Origin of the sequence: Variovorax boronicumulans (genome assembly GCF_009811375.1) — a bacterium.
In the GTDB taxonomy this organism is placed as follows: domain Bacteria; phylum Pseudomonadota; class Gammaproteobacteria; order Burkholderiales; family Burkholderiaceae_C; genus Variovorax; species Variovorax boronicumulans.
In genome coordinates, this window is the sequence record NZ_BKDH01000002.1 from 343,873 (window position 1) to 360,746 (window position 16,874).

16 protein-coding genes are annotated in these 16,874 nt (G+C 69.8%); 8 read left to right on the forward strand and 8 right to left on the reverse strand.

Annotation, left to right across the window (positions count from 1 at the left end; genetic code table 11):
• The first annotated feature begins 39 nt into the window (after window positions 1–39).
• The 4 genes from VHAB30_RS21450 to mtgA are packed head-to-tail and all read left to right on the forward strand — an operon-like array spanning window position 40 to window position 4,643.
• Window positions 40–2,109: a ribonuclease catalytic domain-containing protein gene (locus VHAB30_RS21450; RefSeq protein WP_159278552.1), complete on the forward strand. Its 2,070-nt coding sequence runs from the start codon at window positions 40–42 to the stop codon at window positions 2,107–2,109.
• Between the two features lie 49 nt (window positions 2,110–2,158).
• Window positions 2,159–3,010, forward strand: coding sequence for an energy transducer TonB (locus VHAB30_RS21455; RefSeq protein WP_062481214.1), 852 nt, complete (start codon window positions 2,159–2,161; stop codon window positions 3,008–3,010).
• 35 nt (window positions 3,011–3,045) lie between these two features.
• Complete coding sequence (gene aroE / locus VHAB30_RS21460; RefSeq protein WP_095948185.1) at window positions 3,046–3,903, forward strand: shikimate dehydrogenase; 858 nt, start codon at window positions 3,046–3,048, stop codon at window positions 3,901–3,903.
• Window positions 3,900–4,643, forward strand: coding sequence for a monofunctional biosynthetic peptidoglycan transglycosylase (gene mtgA, locus VHAB30_RS21465; RefSeq protein ID WP_062474202.1), 744 nt, complete (start codon window positions 3,900–3,902; stop codon window positions 4,641–4,643). Before aroE ends, mtgA begins: the two co-directional genes overlap by 4 nt.
• Here mtgA and VHAB30_RS21470 read toward each other — a convergent pair.
• Complete coding sequence (locus tag VHAB30_RS21470; protein WP_159278553.1) at window positions 4,588–5,025, reverse strand: ribosomal maturation YjgA family protein; 438 nt, start codon at window positions 5,023–5,025, stop codon at window positions 4,588–4,590. The genes mtgA and VHAB30_RS21470 overlap by 56 nt on opposite strands.
• A 9-nt stretch (window positions 5,026–5,034) precedes the next feature.
• On the opposite strand from VHAB30_RS21470, the gene VHAB30_RS21475 reads away from it, so the two are divergent.
• Both VHAB30_RS21475 and VHAB30_RS21480 read left to right on the forward strand, forming a co-directional pair.
• Complete coding sequence (locus VHAB30_RS21475; RefSeq protein WP_159278554.1) at window positions 5,035–5,904, forward strand: lysophospholipid acyltransferase family protein; 870 nt, start codon at window positions 5,035–5,037, stop codon at window positions 5,902–5,904.
• 4 nt (window positions 5,905–5,908) lie between these two features.
• A complete protein-coding gene (locus VHAB30_RS21480; protein WP_062474206.1) occupies window positions 5,909–6,898 on the forward strand; it encodes a phosphatidate cytidylyltransferase in 990 nt (329 codons plus the stop codon).
• Window positions 6,899–6,917: 19 nt separating this feature from the next.
• On the opposite strand, the gene VHAB30_RS21485 is transcribed toward VHAB30_RS21480, so the two are convergent.
• The gene (locus VHAB30_RS21485; RefSeq protein WP_159278555.1) at window positions 6,918–9,002 is read right to left on the reverse strand and encodes an ATP-binding protein; all 2,085 of its coding nucleotides are present in this window, start codon (window positions 9,000–9,002) and stop codon (window positions 6,918–6,920) included.
• 148 nt (window positions 9,003–9,150) lie between these two features.
• On the opposite strand from VHAB30_RS21485, the gene ruvC reads away from it, so the two are divergent.
• Window positions 9,151–9,699: a crossover junction endodeoxyribonuclease RuvC gene (gene ruvC, locus VHAB30_RS21490; protein ID WP_062474210.1), complete on the forward strand. Its 549-nt coding sequence runs from the start codon at window positions 9,151–9,153 to the stop codon at window positions 9,697–9,699.
• Between the two features lie 4 nt (window positions 9,700–9,703).
• Here the strand turns inward: ruvC and VHAB30_RS21495 are convergent, their stop codons facing one another.
• A complete protein-coding gene (locus VHAB30_RS21495; protein ID WP_159278556.1) occupies window positions 9,704–11,026 on the reverse strand; it encodes a serine hydroxymethyltransferase in 1,323 nt (440 codons plus the stop codon).
• A gap of 114 nt (window positions 11,027–11,140) precedes the next feature.
• Between VHAB30_RS21495 and VHAB30_RS21500 the strand changes: the two genes are divergently transcribed.
• Complete coding sequence (locus tag VHAB30_RS21500; protein ID WP_159278557.1) at window positions 11,141–12,088, forward strand: LysR family transcriptional regulator; 948 nt, start codon at window positions 11,141–11,143, stop codon at window positions 12,086–12,088.
• A 10-nt stretch (window positions 12,089–12,098) separates the two neighbouring features.
• On the opposite strand, the gene VHAB30_RS30975 is transcribed toward VHAB30_RS21500, so the two are convergent.
• The 5 genes from VHAB30_RS30975 to VHAB30_RS21520 form a co-directional block, all read right to left on the reverse strand.
• The gene (locus tag VHAB30_RS30975; protein WP_167394968.1) at window positions 12,099–12,275 is read right to left on the reverse strand and encodes a hypothetical protein; all 177 of its coding nucleotides are present in this window, start codon (window positions 12,273–12,275) and stop codon (window positions 12,099–12,101) included.
• Window positions 12,276–12,300: 25 nt separating this feature from the next.
• Window positions 12,301–13,224 (reverse strand): UDP-3-O-acyl-N-acetylglucosamine deacetylase, encoded by a 924-nt coding sequence (gene lpxC / locus VHAB30_RS21505; RefSeq protein WP_056575680.1) that lies wholly within the window; start codon window positions 13,222–13,224, stop codon window positions 12,301–12,303.
• 226 nt (window positions 13,225–13,450) lie between these two features.
• Window positions 13,451–14,665: a cell division protein FtsZ gene (gene ftsZ / locus VHAB30_RS21510; protein WP_062474218.1), complete on the reverse strand. Its 1,215-nt coding sequence runs from the start codon at window positions 14,663–14,665 to the stop codon at window positions 13,451–13,453.
• Window positions 14,666–14,835: 170 nt separating this feature from the next.
• Complete coding sequence (gene ftsA / locus VHAB30_RS21515; RefSeq protein WP_056575685.1) at window positions 14,836–16,065, reverse strand: cell division protein FtsA; 1,230 nt, start codon at window positions 16,063–16,065, stop codon at window positions 14,836–14,838.
• 20 nt (window positions 16,066–16,085) lie between these two features.
• Window positions 16,086–16,874: a cell division protein FtsQ/DivIB gene (locus tag VHAB30_RS21520; protein ID WP_062474220.1), complete on the reverse strand. Its 789-nt coding sequence runs from the start codon at window positions 16,872–16,874 to the stop codon at window positions 16,086–16,088.

The following is a 16,874-nucleotide window of genomic DNA, read 5'->3' on the forward strand; positions in this document are numbered from 1 at the left end:
CCCGGAAGCGCGCCCGATCCCGCGTGGGAGAATCGCCGGATGTTTGTATTGTTTGAAGAAGCCGGCAAATACCTCGGCGGCCGCATCCTGTCGGAAGCCGAAGCCTCGGCACAGGTCGAGCTCGAGACCGGCAAGCGCGTCAAGGTCAAGGGCGCCAACATCGTTCTGCGTTTCGAAAAGCCGTCCCCGGCCGAGCTGATGGCCGAGGCGCGCACGCTCGCCGCCGCCATGGACCTCGACCTCGCCTGGGAATTCGCAGCCGAAGGCGAGTTCGGCTTTGCCGACCTGGCGGCCGACTATTTCAGCGAGAAGCCCACGCTGGCGCAGCAGGCCGCCGCGCTGTTCGCGCTGTTCGAGGCGCCGCACTACTTCCGCCGCGCGGGCAAGGGGCGCTTCAAGAAGGCGCCGGCCGAGATCGTGCAGCAGGCGCTGGCCGCCATCGAGAAGAAGAAGGCCATCCAGGCGCAGATCGTCGAATGGGCGGGGCAACTGGCCGAGGGCGTGTGCCCGCCGCCGATCCGCGAGCAGCTCTACAAGATCCTGTTCAAGCCCGACAAGAACGCGCCCGAGTACAAGGCCGTGGTCGACGCCGCGCGCGCCACGCAGCGCCCGCCACTCGACCTGCTGGAGCGCGCTGGCGCCATCGATTCGCCCTACCAGTTCCACTGGCGGCGCTTCCTGTTCGAGAACTTCCCCAAGGGCACCGGCTTTCCCGCGCTCGCGGCACCGGCCGTCGCCGACGACCTGCCGCTGGCCGAAGGCGTGCGGGCCTTTTCGATCGACGACTCGCAGACCACCGAAATCGACGACGCGCTGTCCGTGCAGGGCATGGGCAGCGGCACCATCACGGTCGGCATCCACATCGCCGCGCCGGGCCTGGCGCTCACGCCGGGCAGCGCCATCGACGCCGTGGCGCGTGCGCGCATGTCCACCGTGTACATGCCGGGCTACAAGATCACCATGCTGCCCGACGAGGTGGTCGACACCTACACGCTGCTCGAAGGCGGCGACCGCCCGGCCGTGTCGCTCTATGCGCGCTTCGACGAAGCCACGCTCGAGCTGCAGGCCACCGAGACCAAGCTCGAACGCGTGCCGATCGTCGCCAACCTGCGCCACGACCAGCTCGACGCCGTCGTCACGCAGCCATGGCTCGAAGACGCCACCTTCAACTCCGACAACACCCCCGACGCCGCCGCGAAGCTGCGCGCGCCGCTGTCCTTCCTGTTCCGCCTGGCCAAGCACCTGAAGGCGCAGCGCGAAGTGGTGCGCGGCAAGCCCGAGAACTTCAGCCGGCCCGACTACAACTTCCGCCTCGTCGGCAACGACGGCGCGGAGCCCACCGGCAACGAGCAGGTGCAGATCAGCACGCGCCAGCGCGGCGCACCGCTCGACCTGATCGTGTCCGAGGCCATGATCCTGGCCAACAGCAGTTGGGGCGGCTGGCTCGGCGAGCTCGGCGTGCCGGGCCTGTACCGCAGCCAGGCCAGCCTGGCGCCCGGCATCAAGGTGCGCATGGGCACGCGCGCGCTGCCGCACGCGGGCCTGGGCGTGAAGAGCTACGCCTGGAGCACCTCGCCGCTGCGCCGCTACACCGACCTCGTGAACCAGTGGCAGATCATCGCGGCCGCGCGCCACGGCAAGACCGCCGCGCTGGCCGCGCCCTTCAAGCCGAAGGACGCCGACCTGTTCTCCATCCTCTCGGGCTTCGACGCGGCCTACGCCACGTACAACGCCTACCAGGGCGGCATGGAGCGCTTCTGGACGCTGAAGTACCTGCAGCAGCAGGGCATCACCGAGCTCGAGGCCACGGTCATCAAGGACATTCCCAACGGCGCGCTGGTGCGCGCCGACACGCTGCCGCTGGTGTTCCCGGTGGCCGGCCAGCAGGAGCGCGGCGCGCGCGTGCGCGTGAAGCTCGGCGAGATCGACGAGATCGCGCTCGACGTGAGCGGCACCGTGCTCGAACGCTTCGACGTGCCGCAGGCCGATGCCGCAACCGCTGACGGCGGCGAGGACAACGAAGAAGAAGTCGCCGGCCCGATCGCCATCGCGGTCGACCTGAGCGACACCGAGGCCGCACCCGACCCCGCGACGACCACGCCTGCATGACCCCCGGTCGAACGACCGGAGACACGCGACCCCTGGAGGAGTTTCGAGAATGAATCTCAAGGACCTCAGCACGCTGCAGATCGCTCTGGGCGTGTCGGTCATCGCGCATGCCGCGTTGCTCGCGGTGCGCTTCGTCGATCCCGAATCGTTCAACCGGGTCTTCAGCGAAACCCCGCTCGAGGTGATCCTGGTCAACAGCAAGACCAACGACAAGCCCGACCCCGCTGCCCGCGTGATGGCGCAGACCACGCTCGCGGGCGGCGGCGACCTCGACAAGGGCCGGGCCACCAGCCCGCTGCCGCCGTCGAGCTTCACCACCATGGGCGACTCGTTCGAGGAGTCGCGCCGCCAGGTCGAGGCCATGCAGGCCCAGCAGATGCAGATGCTGGCGCAGCTCAAGCGCGAGTTGGCCGCCATGCCCGTGCCCGATCCGCGCCAGGCCGGCGACCCGACCGAGGCCGCCGCGCGCGAGGAAAAGCGCCGCCAGATGGTCGCGCTGCTCGCCGAGATCGAGCGCCGCGTGAACGAGGAAAACGCGCGCCCCAAGAAGCGCTACCTGAGCCCCGCCACGCGCGAGGCGGCCTACGCGCTGTACGTCGACACGCTGCGCCGGCGCATCGAGGTCAAGGGCACCGAGAACTTCCCGACCGCGGCCGGCAAGAAGCTCTACGGCGAACTCAAGATGACCGTCACCATCAACCACGACGGGCGCGTGCTCGACACCGTGGTCGACGAAAGCTCGGGCAACACCACGCTCGACCGCCGCGCCCAGGCCATCGTGCGCAGTGTCGGCAACTTCGGCAAGTTCACCGACGCGATGCGCAAGCAGACCGACCAGATCGTGCTGCAGTCGCGCTTCAAGTTCACGCGCGACGAGACCATCGAGCTGTCGTCCCAATAGCAACAGCACCCCCAGCAGAACACGGAGCATCGGCCATGGATCAGTACTGCGTCATGGGCAACCCCGTCGAGCACAGCCGCTCGCCCCGCATCCACGCACGCTTTGCCGAACTCTGCGGCCAGCCCATGGCCTACGGCCGGCGCCTGGTGCCGATCGGCGCCTTCGCCGAAGGCATCGCCGCCTTCCGCAGCGAAGCGGCCGCGCAGGGCGACACCGCACGCGGCTGCAACGTCACCGTGCCCTTCAAGTTCGACGCCGCCGCGCTCGCGCAGCACACCAGCGAGCGCGCCACGCTGGCGCAGGCGGTGAACACGCTGCGCTTCGAGGCCGACGGCAGCATCCACGCCGACAACACCGACGGCATCGGCCTGGTCAACGACATCGTGCGCAACGCCGGCGTGCCGCTGGCGGGCCGGTCGCTGCTGCTGATCGGCGCCGGCGGCGCCGCAGCGGGCGTGCTCGGGCCGCTGCTCGACGCGGGCGCCGCGCACGTCGTGGTGGCCAACCGCACGCTCGACAAGGCCATCGCGCTGGTGCAGCGCCACGCCGCGCTCGCGCTGCGCCACGGCGCCACGCTCGAGGCCTGGGCGCTCGACGACGTGCCGGGCGACTTCGACGTGGTGGTCAACGCCACCGCCTCCAGCCTCGCGGGCGACGCGGTGCCCGTGCGCGCGCAGGTGCTGCGCCCCGGCGCACTGGCCGTCGACATGATGTACGGCCCCGCCGCCGCAGGCTTCATGGCCTGGGCCGAGGCGCACGGTGCGGTCGCGCGCGACGGCCTCGGCATGCTGGTGGAACAGGCCGCCGAGGCCTTCGAATTCTGGCGCGGCGTGCGCCCGCCGTCGGCGCAGGTGCTGGCCGAGCTGCGCGCCTCGCTCGCCGCCGGCGCATGAAGGGCCTGCTGCGCCTGATCGCCTGCCTCGTGGTGGCGGGCCTGGCGCTCGAACTGTTCTTCGTGGTGCGCATCGCGGCCATGGCGGTGATCGATCCGCAGAGCACGGCCTTCCAGCGCTCCGAAGCCTGGCGCGTCGCCCTCTCGCAGGGCCGCGACGGCGGATGGCGCCAGGACTGGGTGCCGTACACGCAGATCAACGACACCCTCAAGCGCGCCGTGATCGCGAGTGAAGACGCCGGCTTCGTCGACCACAACGGCGTCGAGTGGGAAGCCATCGAGCGTGCGCGGCAGCGCAACGCCCGCGCCGAACAGCTGGCCGCCAAGCGCATGGCGCGCGCGGCGGCACGCGGCAAACCGGTGCAGCCGGCCCCGCTGCGCGGCGGCTCCACCATCACGCAGCAGCTCGCGAAGAACCTGCTGCTGTCGGGCGAACGCACCATGCTGCGCAAGGGCCAGGAGCTGGTGCTCGCCACACTGCTCGAGGTGCTGCTCGACAAGCGGCGCATCCTCGAGATCTACCTGAACAACGTCGAATGGGGCGAAGGCGTGTTCGGCGCCGAGGCCGCGGCGCAGTACTACTTCAGGAAGCCGGCCGCGCGCCTGAGTTCCTACGAGGCCGCGCGCCTGGCCGTGATGCTGCCGAGCCCGAAGTTCTTCGAGCGGCGGCCCAACTCCTCGTACATCAACGGACGGGCATCGACGATCGTGGCGCGGATGCCGGCGGTCGACCTGCCCTGAGCTTGCGCACCGCGCCTTCCACCACCAGCACGGCGACGAAGCCGATCGCGTAGGCCAGCACGTCCCACCAGTCGGCGGTGGCGCCGAGCACGATGCGCAGCGCGCGGTTCGGAATGTGCAGGTGCCACGTCGACGCAAGGAACTGCCCCAGCTCGACCAGCAGCCCCACGCCGAAGGCCGCCAGCGCGAGCGGCAGCACGCGCGCGGCAACGAAGGTCTTGAACACGAGGTACACCCACGCCACGGCCAGCACGTCGCCGAAGAAGCTTCGCACCCAGCCCCAGCGCGCGCCGACGGTGGCCAGCAGCACGAGCAACACGAAGAGGGCCACCGCCCACGCCAAGGAAAGAAGATCGAATCGCCATCGCATGGCCCGTATCATCGCCTCCATATGCTGGCAAAGCTCACAGGTTGGTTGCTGCTGGGAATCGTCCGATTGCTCACCGGCGCGCAGGCGCGCTGGTACGGCTGTCCACCGAAGGCCGAGCAGCGCATCTACTTCGCGAATCACCAGAGCCATGCGGACCTCGTGATGATCTGGGCCGCGCTGCCCGAGGAGCTGCGCAGCATCACGCGGCCGATCGCGGCGCGCGACTACTGGGCCAACACGCCGGTCAAGCGCTGGATCACGACGGAGGTGTTCAACGCGGTGTATGTGGAGCGGGCGGCCACGGGGGCTGCACCGGTGGCGCCGCCGCCGGAAACACCGCCTCAGGCACCGCCGCCCGCGGCGCCCATCGCCCCGGCCGAGCGCATCGAGCCGTCGATGGAGCCGCTGCTGCCGATCGAAACTGTGTCTCACCCACCAGTTGCCGAAGGCCCGCAGGAGATTCAGGGACAGCTCGACCTTCCCGCGCCCCCGCCGCCTCCACCACCGGTCGCACCGCCGCCGGTCATCGAACCCGAAGCACCGGCCGCCGCGCCCGAGCCGCCCACCGCCGACCCGCTGGCCCCGCTCATCGACGCGCTGCGCAGCGGCGACTCGATCATCATCTTCCCCGAAGGCACGCGCGGCCACACCGGCGAGCCGCAGAAATTCAAGTCGGGCCTGTACGCACTGGCGACGATGTTCCCCGACGTGGTGCTCGTGCCGGCCTGGATCGACAACGTGCAGCGCGTGATGCCCAAGGGCGAGATCGTGCCCGTGCCCATCCTGTGCTCCGTCACCTTCGGCGCGCCGATCCGCGTCGAAGCAGGCGAAGAGCGCCGCCCTTTCCTCGACCGAGCACGTGCCGCCGTGATCGCATTGCGCGACGTCTGAAGGTATGAACCAGTTCCTGCGCAGCCTCAGCCCGACCCAGCAGGTCGCGGCCCTTTTCCTGATCGTCTTCGGCCTGCTCGTCATCGTGAGCACCGCCGTCTTCTTCCTGAGCTTCAAGGAACGGCGCAACCCCGTGCACGACGAGTCGTGGCAGGCCGAGCTGGCGCATTTCCGCGCACTGCTGGGCACCACCTGGTTCATGGTGATCGTGTTCTGGATCGGCTGGGCGCTGGGCGAAACGGTGGCCACCGTGCTGTTCGCGCTGATCGCGTTCTTTGCGCTGCGCGAGTTCATCACGCTCTCGCCGACGCGGCGCGGCGACCACCGCAGCCTGATCCTCGCGTTCTTCGTGGTGCTGCCGATCCAGTTCTGGCTGGTGGCCACCGCACGCTTCGACCTGTTCACGGTGTTCATCCCGGTCTACGTGTTTCTCGCCATTCCGGTGGCGAGCGCGCTGGCCAACGACCCCAGCCATTTCCTCGAGCGCAACGCCAAGCTGCAGTGGGGCATCATGGTCTGCGTCTACGGCATGAGCCACGTGCCCGCGCTGCTGCTGCTGACCTTCCCGGGCTACGAAGGCAAGAGCGCCTTCCTCGTGTTCTTCCTGGTGTTCGTGGTGCAGACCTCGGTGCTGGTGCAGCACCTGATCTCGCGGCGCATGCAGCGCACGCCGTTCGCGCCGAACGTGAGCCGCAGCTTCAACTGGACCAGCTGGGGCGTCGGCATCGTCGTGGCCAGCCTGGTGGGCGCGCTGTTCTCGTTCATCACGCCGTTCAAGTTCGGGCAGGCGCTCGCGGTGTCGATCATTGCGTGTGTCGCGGGCTCGATGGGCCACCTCGTGATGAAGGCACTCAAGCGCGACCGCGGCATTCCGAACTGGGGCCAGAAGGGCGTGGGCGTGACCGGCGCCAACGGCCTGCTCGACCGCGTCGACGCGCTGTGCTTCGCGGCGCCGATCTTCTTCCACTCGATCCGCTGGTACTTCAACGTCTGAAGCACCGGGCGGCGGGCGATCAGGCCTTGCGCAGCACCACCCGGTCGAAGGCCTGCTTTGCGCGCCGTCCCAGGGCCTTCGTCTTCAGCGCCTGAAGCTCGCGCTTGAGCCGCGTGCGCTGCTCAGCCGACAGCGCGGTGCCGAAACGCCCGAGTGCCAGCTCCAGCGCCTCGCGCTGCGCCGCCACCCGCCCCTGCCGCCCTTCGGCCTCGGCCAGCCATTCGCACGCATTGGCGACGCGCTCGCGCAAGGCCGTGTCGCCCGACTCGCCGAAGCGCGCGATGAGCACGCGGTAGGCCTTGGCCTGGCCCGGCAGGTCGTCCATCTTGTCGAAGGCCTTGGCCTTGTTGATCATCGACTTGGCGGCCCACAGCTGCAGGGCGCTGTCCCGCGCCATCGCCGTGCGCGCGATCACCTCGTCGTAGCTGGCCACGGCCTCGGCGAACCGGCCCGCGCGGCGCAGCACGGCGCCTTTGCGGAACAGCGCGCCGGCCACGCGCGCGCGCAGGTCGGGCAGCTCGGAATTGCCCCAGCGCGCAACGATCTCGTCGTGCACGCGCATCTCGTCCGCGGGCCGCGCCAAGCGGTCGAGCGCGGTGCTCTTGTATTGCAGGCACAGCGCCACCTGCGACTGCATTTCGGTGGAGGCATCGGCGCCGTAGCGCGCGTCCATCGCGTCGGCGGCCTCGACGACCTCGGCGAAGTGTTCGAGCGCCAGCAGGCAGAAGGTCTTGTGCGACAGGGCGCGGGCGCACTGGCGGCGCATCAGCGGGTGCGGCGAGGCGGCATGCGCCGCGAGCACCTCGTCGAACAGCGCGATGGCTTCGCGCGATGCGCCCGCGTCGCCGAGCTTGCGGCCTTCGCGGACGGTGTCGCATGCCGCATCGAAGAGCTCGGTCGGCAACTCGCCGGCGTCGAGGCCGCCGGTCTTGCGCAGCCGCTTCAGGCAGGCCTCGCGCCCGGCCATGGCCTTCACGCGCAGCTCGCGCAGTTCGGGCGTGGCGCCGTCGCGCGACGCCGCCACGAGCGGCTCGTACACCGCAAGCGCCGCCTCGGGCCGCCCCAGCAGGTCGAGCAGCACGAAGCCCTTGTGCAGCAAGGTGGTGGCCACGGTGCGCTGCACCATGGCGTCGCTGTCGCGGGCGAAGGTGTCGAGCAGGCGCTCGCAGGCGGCCAGCGCGGCCTCGCCGTCGCCCTGGTCGCGCAGCCCCACGGCCCACCCGTGGGCGCGCACGGCCGCGAGGCGGCGCACCTGCGCGGAGGCGTCGTGGCCGTAGCGGTCGAGCAGCCAGCCGACCAATTCGGCGCGGCGCGCCACCTCGTCGAGCCCGAGGCCGTCGAAGAACAGGGCCAGCGCGCGCACGCCTTCCAGCCGCAGCTCGGGCGCGGCGTCGGCCAGGCCGGTCTCGATCTGGTCGGCCACCTGCAAGCACAGCACCTGCGCCTGCGTGTGCTGCGCCAGCTCGCGCAGGTTGAGCACCGCGGCCAGCCGGGCCCGCGCCACGCGCAGGACCACGCCGGCGTCGGCGCCGCCCTCGAAACGTTCGATGGCCGCCTCGAGCGTGGCCAATGCGTCCTGCGGCAGGCCACGGTGGTGTTCGATCTCGGCCTTCAGCAGGCGCGCGTCCAGCCGCCATGCATCGAGCGCGGCGTCGGCCTGTGCGTCGAGCTGCTCGCTCATGAAGTCGCAGGCCTCGCAACGCGCCGCCGCGTCGTCGATGAGCCAGGTGCGCTGGTACAGCGCGTGGGCGATGTGCGCGCGGATCTCGGGCTCGCTGCGCCCGCCGTGCGCGGCCACCAGGCGGTCGAGCGTGGCCAGCGCGTCGGCCGGGCGATGCAGCTGGCGCAGCACATGCGCGAGCAGCCGCAGCGCCTGGCAACAGGGCACGACCACGGCGGCGTCGGGCAGCGCGCCGAACTCGGCGATCAGCCGGCTGCAGGCGGCGATCGCCTCGCGGCGGCGGCCGAGGTCGCTCAACAGCTCCGCCTGGCGAAAGCTCGCGGCGGCACGTTCGGCGGGAGATTGCTGCAGCTGCGCGGGCAAGACCGGGGCGTCGTTCAATGGCTTCGGTTGCTGCTGCGCGGAGGACTCGACTACATTCACCTTCGCTTCCTTGTGTGGCGCGCCCCGCGCGGAGCGGGGCGGAATGCAAGAACGGCGGATTCTGCCCGCGATCCCCCACGCATCGCGCGCGAATTCGCACCTTCTTCAACCTTCCTCACCCAGGCTTAGGCCTTTACGCTTCCTTTTCATGCGGATCCTCGGCATCGACCCCGGTTTGCAGACCACCGGCTTCGGCGTGGTCGATGCGGACGGCCATGCGCTGCGCTACGTGGCCAGCGGCACCATCAGCACCCGGCACCTGGGCAGCGGCAACCTGCCGGCGCGCCTGAAGGTGCTGTTCGACGGCATCGGCGAGATCACGGCGCGCTACCAGCCCGAGGCGTCGGCGGTCGAAATCATCTTCGTCAACGTCAACCCGCAGTCGACGCTGCTGCTGGGCCAGGCGCGCGGCGCGTGCGTGACGGCGCTGGTGAGCCACAACCTGTCGGTGGCCGAGTACACGGCGCTGCAGATGAAGAAGGCCGTGGCCGGCCATGGCCAGGCCGCGAAGGCGCAGGTGCAGGAGATGGTGAAGCGCCTGCTCGACCTGCCCGGCCTGCCGGGCGCCGACGCGGCGGACGCGCTGGGCATCGCGATCACCCACGCGCAGGTCGGCCGTTCGATGGCGCGGCTTGCGGAGGCGGCCGAGCTGTCGAAGACCCACGCCGGCACCTACCGGCAAGGGCGTTCGCGCTGAGGCTTCAGCGCACGATGTAGCGCAGGTCGCCCAGGCGCCGGCGGCGCTCGCGCACCTCGGCGGCCACGGCGGGCGCGTCGCCTGCTAGCGCCCGCGCGATCCAGTCGGCCAGTTGCGGCATGTCCTCGGGCGTGAAGCCCAGCCGCACGATCTCGGGCACGCCCAGGCGCAGGCCGTTGATGTCGCCGTCGACCGGTGCGATCGGCAGGCCGATGCCGCAGGCCAGCAGGCCGCCTTGGGCCAGCTGCTTCGCTGCACGTTGCCCGCCGCCCCAGCGCGCGGCCTCGAGCGCGAACTGGTGCGACTGCGTGAAGCCGCGTGCCTTGGCGAACACCGGCAGGCCTTGCGCATCGAGCGCGCGTGCGAGCGCCTGCGCGGTGTCGCGCATCGCCGCCGCATAGGCCGCGCCGTGCACCTTCCAGTCGAGCAGGCCGCGCGCCAGCGCCGCGGTGCGGCCCGCGTCCGAGTTGGCCGTGAGGCCGGGGTAGGCGATGGCGTCGATGCGCGCCATCAGCGCCGCGTCGTTCGACACGATCAGTCCGCCGGCCGGGCCGCCCAGGCTCTTGTAGGTGCTCATGGTGATCGCGTGCGCGCCCTCTTCGAGCGGCTGCGGCCAGGCCTTGCCGGCCACCATGCCCGAGAGGTGCGCGGCATCGAAGAGCACCTTGGCGCCCACGCTGTCGGCCACCTCGCGGATCGCGGGCACCGGGTGCGGGAACAGGTTCAGGCTGCCGCCGATGGTGATGAGCTTCGGCTTCACCTCGCGCGCGAGCTTGGCCAGCGCCACCACGTCGACCGAGTAGCCGTCGGCATCGACCGGCGCCGGCACGGTCTTCAGGCCGTAGAGCCCGGCCGCGCCCGCCGCATGGTGCGTCACATGGCCGCCGATGGCGGGCGGCGGCGCGATGACCGTGTCGCCGGGCTGGCAGGTCGCCATGAACACGTACAAGTTCGACAGCGCGCCCGAACTCACGCGCACCTCGGCGAAACGCGCGCCGAACACCTCGGCCGCCAGCTCGGCGGCGACGACCTCGATGCGCTCGATGGCTTCCAGCCCCATCTCGTACTTGTCGCCCGGGTAGCCCAGCGACGGGCGCGAGCCCAGCCCGCGCGACAGCAGCGCCTCGGCGGCGGGGTTCATCACGTTGGTGGCGGGGTTGAGGTTCAGCCCGTCGACGTCGTGGATGCGGTGGCTGTCGGCCACGAGGCGTTCGATCTCGGCGGCCACGCCCGCCGCGTCGCGCGCGGCGGCGTCGGTGGCAATGGCGAGCACGTGGTCCTCGCTGGCGGCGGGAACCCAGGAACGGCGGTGAAGGGCTGCGGGCATGCGGTGTCTCGCTGGGAGTGGTGGAGGGGAATGACCGCATGGTCGCGCCCCGTGTCCCAACGGGCAACACGGATAAACTGGGCCCGAGCCCTAGAAAAACTTGGCCTCCAGCGCATGTCCCTCGCCCCACCCCGCCCTCGCCTGCCGCCGCACACGGCCGTGCGCGCCTTCGAGGCCGCGGCGCGCCACGGCAGCTTCGCGCGCGCGGCCGAGGAGCTGTTCGTGACGCCCGCCGCCGTCGCGCAGCAAATCAAGGCGCTCGAGACCTGGGCCGGCGGTGCGCTGTTCGAGCGACACAGCCAGGGCATCCGGCTCAGCGCGCACGGGCGGCGCGCGCTGCCTGCGCTCAGTGCGGCGGTCGACCAGCTCGGCCTCGCGGTGCAGGCGCTGCGCCAGGAAACGCAGACCGCCGCGCGCCGCAGCACGCTGCAGGTGGCGGCCCTGCCGGCGATGGCGCAGCTGTGGCTGTCGCCGCGGCTCTCGCGGCTGAAGGCCGCGCTGCCCGGCGTGCAGGTGTCGGTGACGGCGCTGGAGCAGCCGCCGAACTTCCGGCGCGAGCCTTTCGATCTCGGGCTGTTCTATGCGCGCGGCGCCGAAGCCGCCGTTGGCGCGACGGGCATCCCGCTCGCACGCGACCGCCTCGTGCCCGTGTGCAGCCCGCGCGTGCGGCCGTCGCTGGACAGCGGACGCCCGCGCCCGCTCGACGACCTCCTCGACGTGCTCGCGCGTTGCGGCGGCCTGCACGACACGGTGTGGCGCGACGACTGGTCGCGCTGGCTGCAGGCCGTGCGCCCCGGCACCACGGCGGCCGAGGCCGATGCACTGGCCGCCGGCCCGGATTTCTCGCTCTACAGCCTTGCGCTGCAGGCCGCGCTCGACGGCGAAGGGGTGCTGATGGGTCGCGAACGGCTGGTGGCGCCGCTGCTGGAGAAAGGCCGGCTGCACGCGCCCTGGGGGCGGCCGAAGGCGCTGGGAGACACGCTGATGCTGCTGGTGCCGGCGCACCGCAAGGGGCCGCTGCTTGCGCAGCAGGTGCAGGCCTTGCAGGCCCTCGTCGACTGAACGGCTGGCTCTACGCGACGCGCTCGGCGATCAGCACGGCGAAGAAGCCGAGCGCCGCCAGCACCGTCCACTTGAACACGATCCACCCGAAGCGGCGGTACTTGACCTGCCCCGTCCCCGCATAGAACGCGAAGGACACGCCCGCCACCAGCAGAAGCAGCAGGATGGCCCAGCGAAAGAGAAGCATCGGAAAGAAAAGGCGTGCGCCGGGTTTACCAGGCTCGCGCCACTTCGCCAAAGCCGCGCGGTGCGCGCTTCTCGTCCTCGAAGGTCACGACCTCGTAGGCGTCGCTGTGCGAGAGCAGCTCGCGCAGCAGCTTGTTATTGAGCGCATGGCCCGAGCGGAACGCGGTGTACGCGGCCAGCAGCGGCTTGCCGATGATGTACAGGTCGCCCATGGCGTCGAGGATCTTGTGCTTCACGAACTCGTCGTCGTAGCGCAGGCCACCGGCATTGAGCACCTTGGTGTCGTCCATGACGATGGCGTTGTCCAGGCCGCCGCCGAGTGCGAGGCCCTTGCTGCGCATGTACTCGACCTCTTTCGTGAAGCCGAAGGTGCGCGCACGCGCGATGTCGCGGCTGTACGAGTCGGTGCCCAGGTCGAACTCCACGCGCTGGCCGGTGGAGTTGACGACGCGGTGGTCGAAGTCGATCTCGAAGCTCAGCTTGAAGCCGTGGTACGGCTCCAGGCTCGCCCACTTCTCGTTGGCGCCCTCGCCTTCGCGCACCTCGACCTTGCGCAGCACGCGGATGAAGCGGCGCGGCGCCTTCTGCAGCTCGATGCCCGCGCTTTGCAGCAGGAACACGAAGGACGAGGCCGATCCGTCGAGGATCGGCACTTCGTCGGCCGTGATGTCGATGTAGAGGTTGTCGATGCCCAGGCCCGCGCAGGCGGACATGATGTGTTCGACGGTCTGCACCTTGGCGCCGCCCGTGGAGACGGTGGACGCCAGGCGCGTGTCGGTGACCGATTCGGCGGTCATGCGGATCTCGACCGGCTCGGGCAGGTCGACGCGGCGGAACACGATGCCCGTGTCGGCCGGGGCCGGTCGCAGGGTCAGCTCCACGCGTTGGCCGCTGTGAAGCCCCACGCCCACGGCGCGGCTGATCGACTTGAGGGTTCGTTGTTGCAGCACGCCCGAGATTTTAGGCGGGCGGCGACCGTGACGCCCTATTCCCTTCGCTATGGCCGCGATAGACATGGACCGGTCAGACAAGAAAAAACAAAAAGCCGGGAAGCCCCCGGCGGTGGACGCAAGGGGCACGAGGTGGACGCAGCGCCTAGAGCCGGGGGGCAGTCCCTTTCAGGTCTTCCCCGTCCCCTTGCGAACCCTCGTGCCCTCTGCGTTCGGTGGCCTGCGGTCAGTCGGCCTGACGGCGCAGGAATGCGGGGATCTCGAAGTCGTCCATGCCACCCGACGACAGTGCGTCGACCTTGGCGGCGGCCATCGTGCGGTTGGTGCGCCACACGCTGGGCACGGCCATGCCGTCGTAGTTGGGCTGGCTGCCCGAACCACCACCCGCGTGGCCCACGCCGCCGAGCGTCGGCACGGTGAACGGGATGTTGTCGGTGCCGGTGCGGATCACTTCGAGCGTCGGGGCCTGGCGGCGTGCGTCGGCGCGCGACAGGCCCGTGGCCACCACCGTGACGCGCATCTGGTCGCCCAGGCTTTCGTCGTAGGCGGCGCCGTAGATCACGTGCGCGTCCGGCGAGGCGTAGGCGCGGATGGTGTTCATCGCGAGCTTCGACTCGTTCAGCTTCAGCGAACCCTTCGACGCCGTCACCAGCACCAGCACGCCCTTGGCACCCGAGAGGTCGATGCCTTCGAGCAGCGGGCAGGCCACGGCCTGTTCGGCGGCGATGCGCGCGCGATCCGGGCCTGCAGCCGCGGCCGTGCCCATCATGGCCTTGCCGGGTTCGCCCATCACGGTGCGCACGTCTTCGAAGTCGACGTTCACGCCGCCGTACTCGTTGATGATTTCCGAGATGCCGCCCACGGCGTTCTTCAGCACGTCGTTGGCGTGCGCGAAGGCTTCGTCCTGGGTGATGTCTTCACCGAGCACGTCCAGCAGCTTCTCGTTGAGCACCACGATCAGCGAGTCGACGTTGGCTTCGAGTTCGGCCAGGCCGGCGTCGGCGTTGGTCATGCGACGGCCGCCTTCCCAGTCGAAGGGCTTGGTCACCACGCCCACCGTCAGGATGCCCATTTCCTTGGCCACGCGCGCGATCACGGGCGCCGCGCCGGTGCCGGTGCCGCCGCCCATGCCGGCCGTGATGAACAGCATGTGCGCGCCGTCGATGGCGGCGCGGATGTCGTCCACTGCGGCTTCGGCCGCGTCACGGCCCTTCTCGGGCTTGCTGCCGGCGCCCAGGCCGCTGATGCCCAGCTGGATGTTCTTGTGCGCGTTGCTGCGTTGCAGGGCTTGCGCGTCGGTGTTGGCGCAAACGAACTGCACGCCTTGCACACCACGCTCCATCATGTGGGCGACCGCATTGCCACCGCCGCCGCCGACACCGATCACCTTGATCTGCGTGCCCTGGTTGAATTCTTCGACTTCGATCATTTCGATGGTCATTTCTAACTCCTTGAATATTGCAGTTGCCGTTATGTGTCTATGAATATTTCTTTTGCCGTGACGTGATCAACGGGATCGCCGTCGCGATGGTGGACCGGTGCGTCGCCATCGCTCGTTGAAATGCAGCGGAGGACCCGCGCGTGCGAGCCAGAGTGGGGAGTGGTTCATGGTCAGAAGTTCCCCACGATGAAGTCCTTGAAACGTCCGAACGCAGTCTTTACGGACCCGTTCTTCTGTGCGACCTTGAAGCCACGCATGCGTGCAAAACGTGCCTCCTCGAGCAGGCCCATCACGGTGGCCGCGCGCGGCTGCGCCACCATGTCCGAGAGCGCGCTCGAGTACTTCGGGATGCCGCGGCGCACGGGCTTGAGGAAGATGTCTTCACCGAGCTCGACCATGCCGGGCATGACGGCGCTGCCGCCCGTGAGCACCACGCCCGACGACAGCACTTCCTCGTAGCCCGACTCGCGCACCACCTGCTGCACCAGCGAGAAGATTTCTTCGATGCGCGGCTCGATCACGCCGGCAAGCGCCTGCTTGCTCAACATGCGCGGGCCGCGATCGCCAAGGCCGGGGACTTCGACCTGCGATTCAGGGTCGGCCAGCAGCTGCTTGGCGTAGCCGTGCTCGACCTTGATGTCCTCCGCGTCCTTGGTGGGCGTGCGCAGGGCCATCGCGATGTCGCTCGTGATGAGGTCGCCCGCGATCGGGATCACGGCCGTGTGGCGGATCGCACCGTTGGTGAAGATCGCCACGTCGGTGGTGCCCGCGCCGATGTCGACCAGCACCACGCCCAGTTCGCGCTCGTCTTCGGTGAGCACCGCCTGGCTCGAGGCCAGCGGGTTCAGCATCAGCTGGTCGACCTCCAGGCCGCAGCGGCGCACGCACTTGATGATGTTCTCGGCCGCGCTCTGCGCGCCGGTCACGATGTGCACCTTGGCCTCCAGGCGCATGCCGCTCATGCCGATCGGCTCCTTCACGTCCTGGCCGTCGATCACGAACTCCTGCGGCTCCACCAGCAGCAGGCGCTGGTCGCTCGAGATGTTGATGGCGCGCGCCGTCTCGACCACGCGGGCCACGTCGGCGGGCGTGACTTCCTTGTCCTTCACCGCCACCATGCCGCTCGAATTGATGCCGCGGATGTGGCTGCCGGTGATGCCGGTGTAGACGCGGCTGATCTTGCAGTCGGCCATCAGCTCGGCTTCTTTGAGCGCCTGCTGGATGCTCTGCACGGTGGCGTCGATGTTCACCACGACGCCGCGCTTGAGGCCGTTGCTGGGCGCGATGCCCAGGCCGGCCAGCTTGAGCTCGCCGCCTTGCAGCACCTCGGCCACGACCACCATCACCTTGGCGGTTCCGATGTCCAGGCCTACGACCAGGTCTTTGTATTCTTTGGGCATGTAGATGTCCTCGGTATTCGCTACTTGATTTTTCTTGGGGCCTCGGGCGAGACCGTGGTGACGCCGCGCAGCCGCAGGGCATACGCGTCGTTGTGGCGCAGATCGGCGCGTTCGACGTCGGCCACCGTGCGGCGGTACTGGCCCGCGACCTGCGTCACGGTCTTCAGGAACCGCTGCAGGCGCGCCGACACCTCGTCGCTCTGGCCGCGGCCGAGCTCGATCTCGGCCCCGCTGTCCAGCAGCACCTTCCAGCTGCCGCGGCTGGACAGCCGCAGCTCGGCGATGTCGAAGTCATAGGGCTCGAACATCGGCGCGAGCACGCGGTACATGCCCAGCACCTGCCCGGCCTGCTCGATCGGGCCGTCCAGGCGCGGCAGGTCGGCATCGACCTCGGCCACGTTGGCCTCGAACACGTCGCCGAAGCCGTTGATCAGCTTGGAGCCGGCCTCGTCGCCCCACACCGCCACCGGCACCTGCTCGGTCAGCGTCACGCGCAGCTTGTTCGGGAACTCGCGCCGCACCACCGCGCTGCGCACCCACGGCACCGTCTCGAAGGCGGTGCGCGCACGCGCCAGGTCGATGGTGAAGAAGTTGCCCTTGAGCTGCGGCGCCACGTTGGCGCGCAGCGTGACCGCGTTGTTGTGCGTGACCTCGCCGTCCACCTTGATGCCCGAGATCGGGAAGAAAGGCTGGCGCAGCACCCACCACGCGCTCGCCGCCAGCAGCATGAGCGCCACCAGCACGAACGCAACGTTCGCGACGATGTTCATCAGCTTGACGTCGAAGGGAGCGGGGATGCTGTCGGCCAT

Excerpts from the sequence above, each read along its gene's own strand:
- VHAB30_RS21480 (WP_062474206.1), top strand. The coding sequence starts at position 5,909 with ATGAACCAGTTCCTGCGCAGCCTCAGCCCGACCCAGCAGGTCGCGGCC.
- VHAB30_RS21520 (WP_062474220.1), bottom strand. The coding sequence starts at position 16,874 with ATGGCCGACAGCATCCCCGCTCCCTTCGACGTCAAGCTGATGAACATC.
- aroE (WP_095948185.1), top strand. The coding sequence starts at position 3,046 with ATGGATCAGTACTGCGTCATGGGCAACCCCGTCGAGCACAGCCGCTCG.
- VHAB30_RS21500 (WP_159278557.1), top strand. The coding sequence starts at position 11,141 with ATGTCCCTCGCCCCACCCCGCCCTCGCCTGCCGCCGCACACGGCCGTG.
- ftsZ (WP_062474218.1), bottom strand. The coding sequence starts at position 14,665 with ATGACCATCGAAATGATCGAAGTCGAAGAATTCAACCAGGGCACGCAG.
- VHAB30_RS30975 (WP_167394968.1), bottom strand. The coding sequence starts at position 12,275 with ATGCTTCTCTTTCGCTGGGCCATCCTGCTGCTTCTGCTGGTGGCGGGC.
- VHAB30_RS21455 (WP_062481214.1), top strand. The coding sequence starts at position 2,159 with ATGAATCTCAAGGACCTCAGCACGCTGCAGATCGCTCTGGGCGTGTCG.
- VHAB30_RS21495 (WP_159278556.1), bottom strand. The coding sequence starts at position 11,026 with ATGCCCGCAGCCCTTCACCGCCGTTCCTGGGTTCCCGCCGCCAGCGAG.
- VHAB30_RS21470 (WP_159278553.1), bottom strand. The coding sequence starts at position 5,025 with ATGATACGGGCCATGCGATGGCGATTCGATCTTCTTTCCTTGGCGTGG.
- ruvC (WP_062474210.1), top strand. The coding sequence starts at position 9,151 with ATGCGGATCCTCGGCATCGACCCCGGTTTGCAGACCACCGGCTTCGGC.
- ftsA (WP_056575685.1), bottom strand. The coding sequence starts at position 16,065 with ATGCCCAAAGAATACAAAGACCTGGTCGTAGGCCTGGACATCGGAACC.
- VHAB30_RS21450 (WP_159278552.1), top strand. The coding sequence starts at position 40 with ATGTTTGTATTGTTTGAAGAAGCCGGCAAATACCTCGGCGGCCGCATC.
- mtgA (WP_062474202.1), top strand. The coding sequence starts at position 3,900 with ATGAAGGGCCTGCTGCGCCTGATCGCCTGCCTCGTGGTGGCGGGCCTG.
- VHAB30_RS21475 (WP_159278554.1), top strand. The coding sequence starts at position 5,035 with ATGCTGGCAAAGCTCACAGGTTGGTTGCTGCTGGGAATCGTCCGATTG.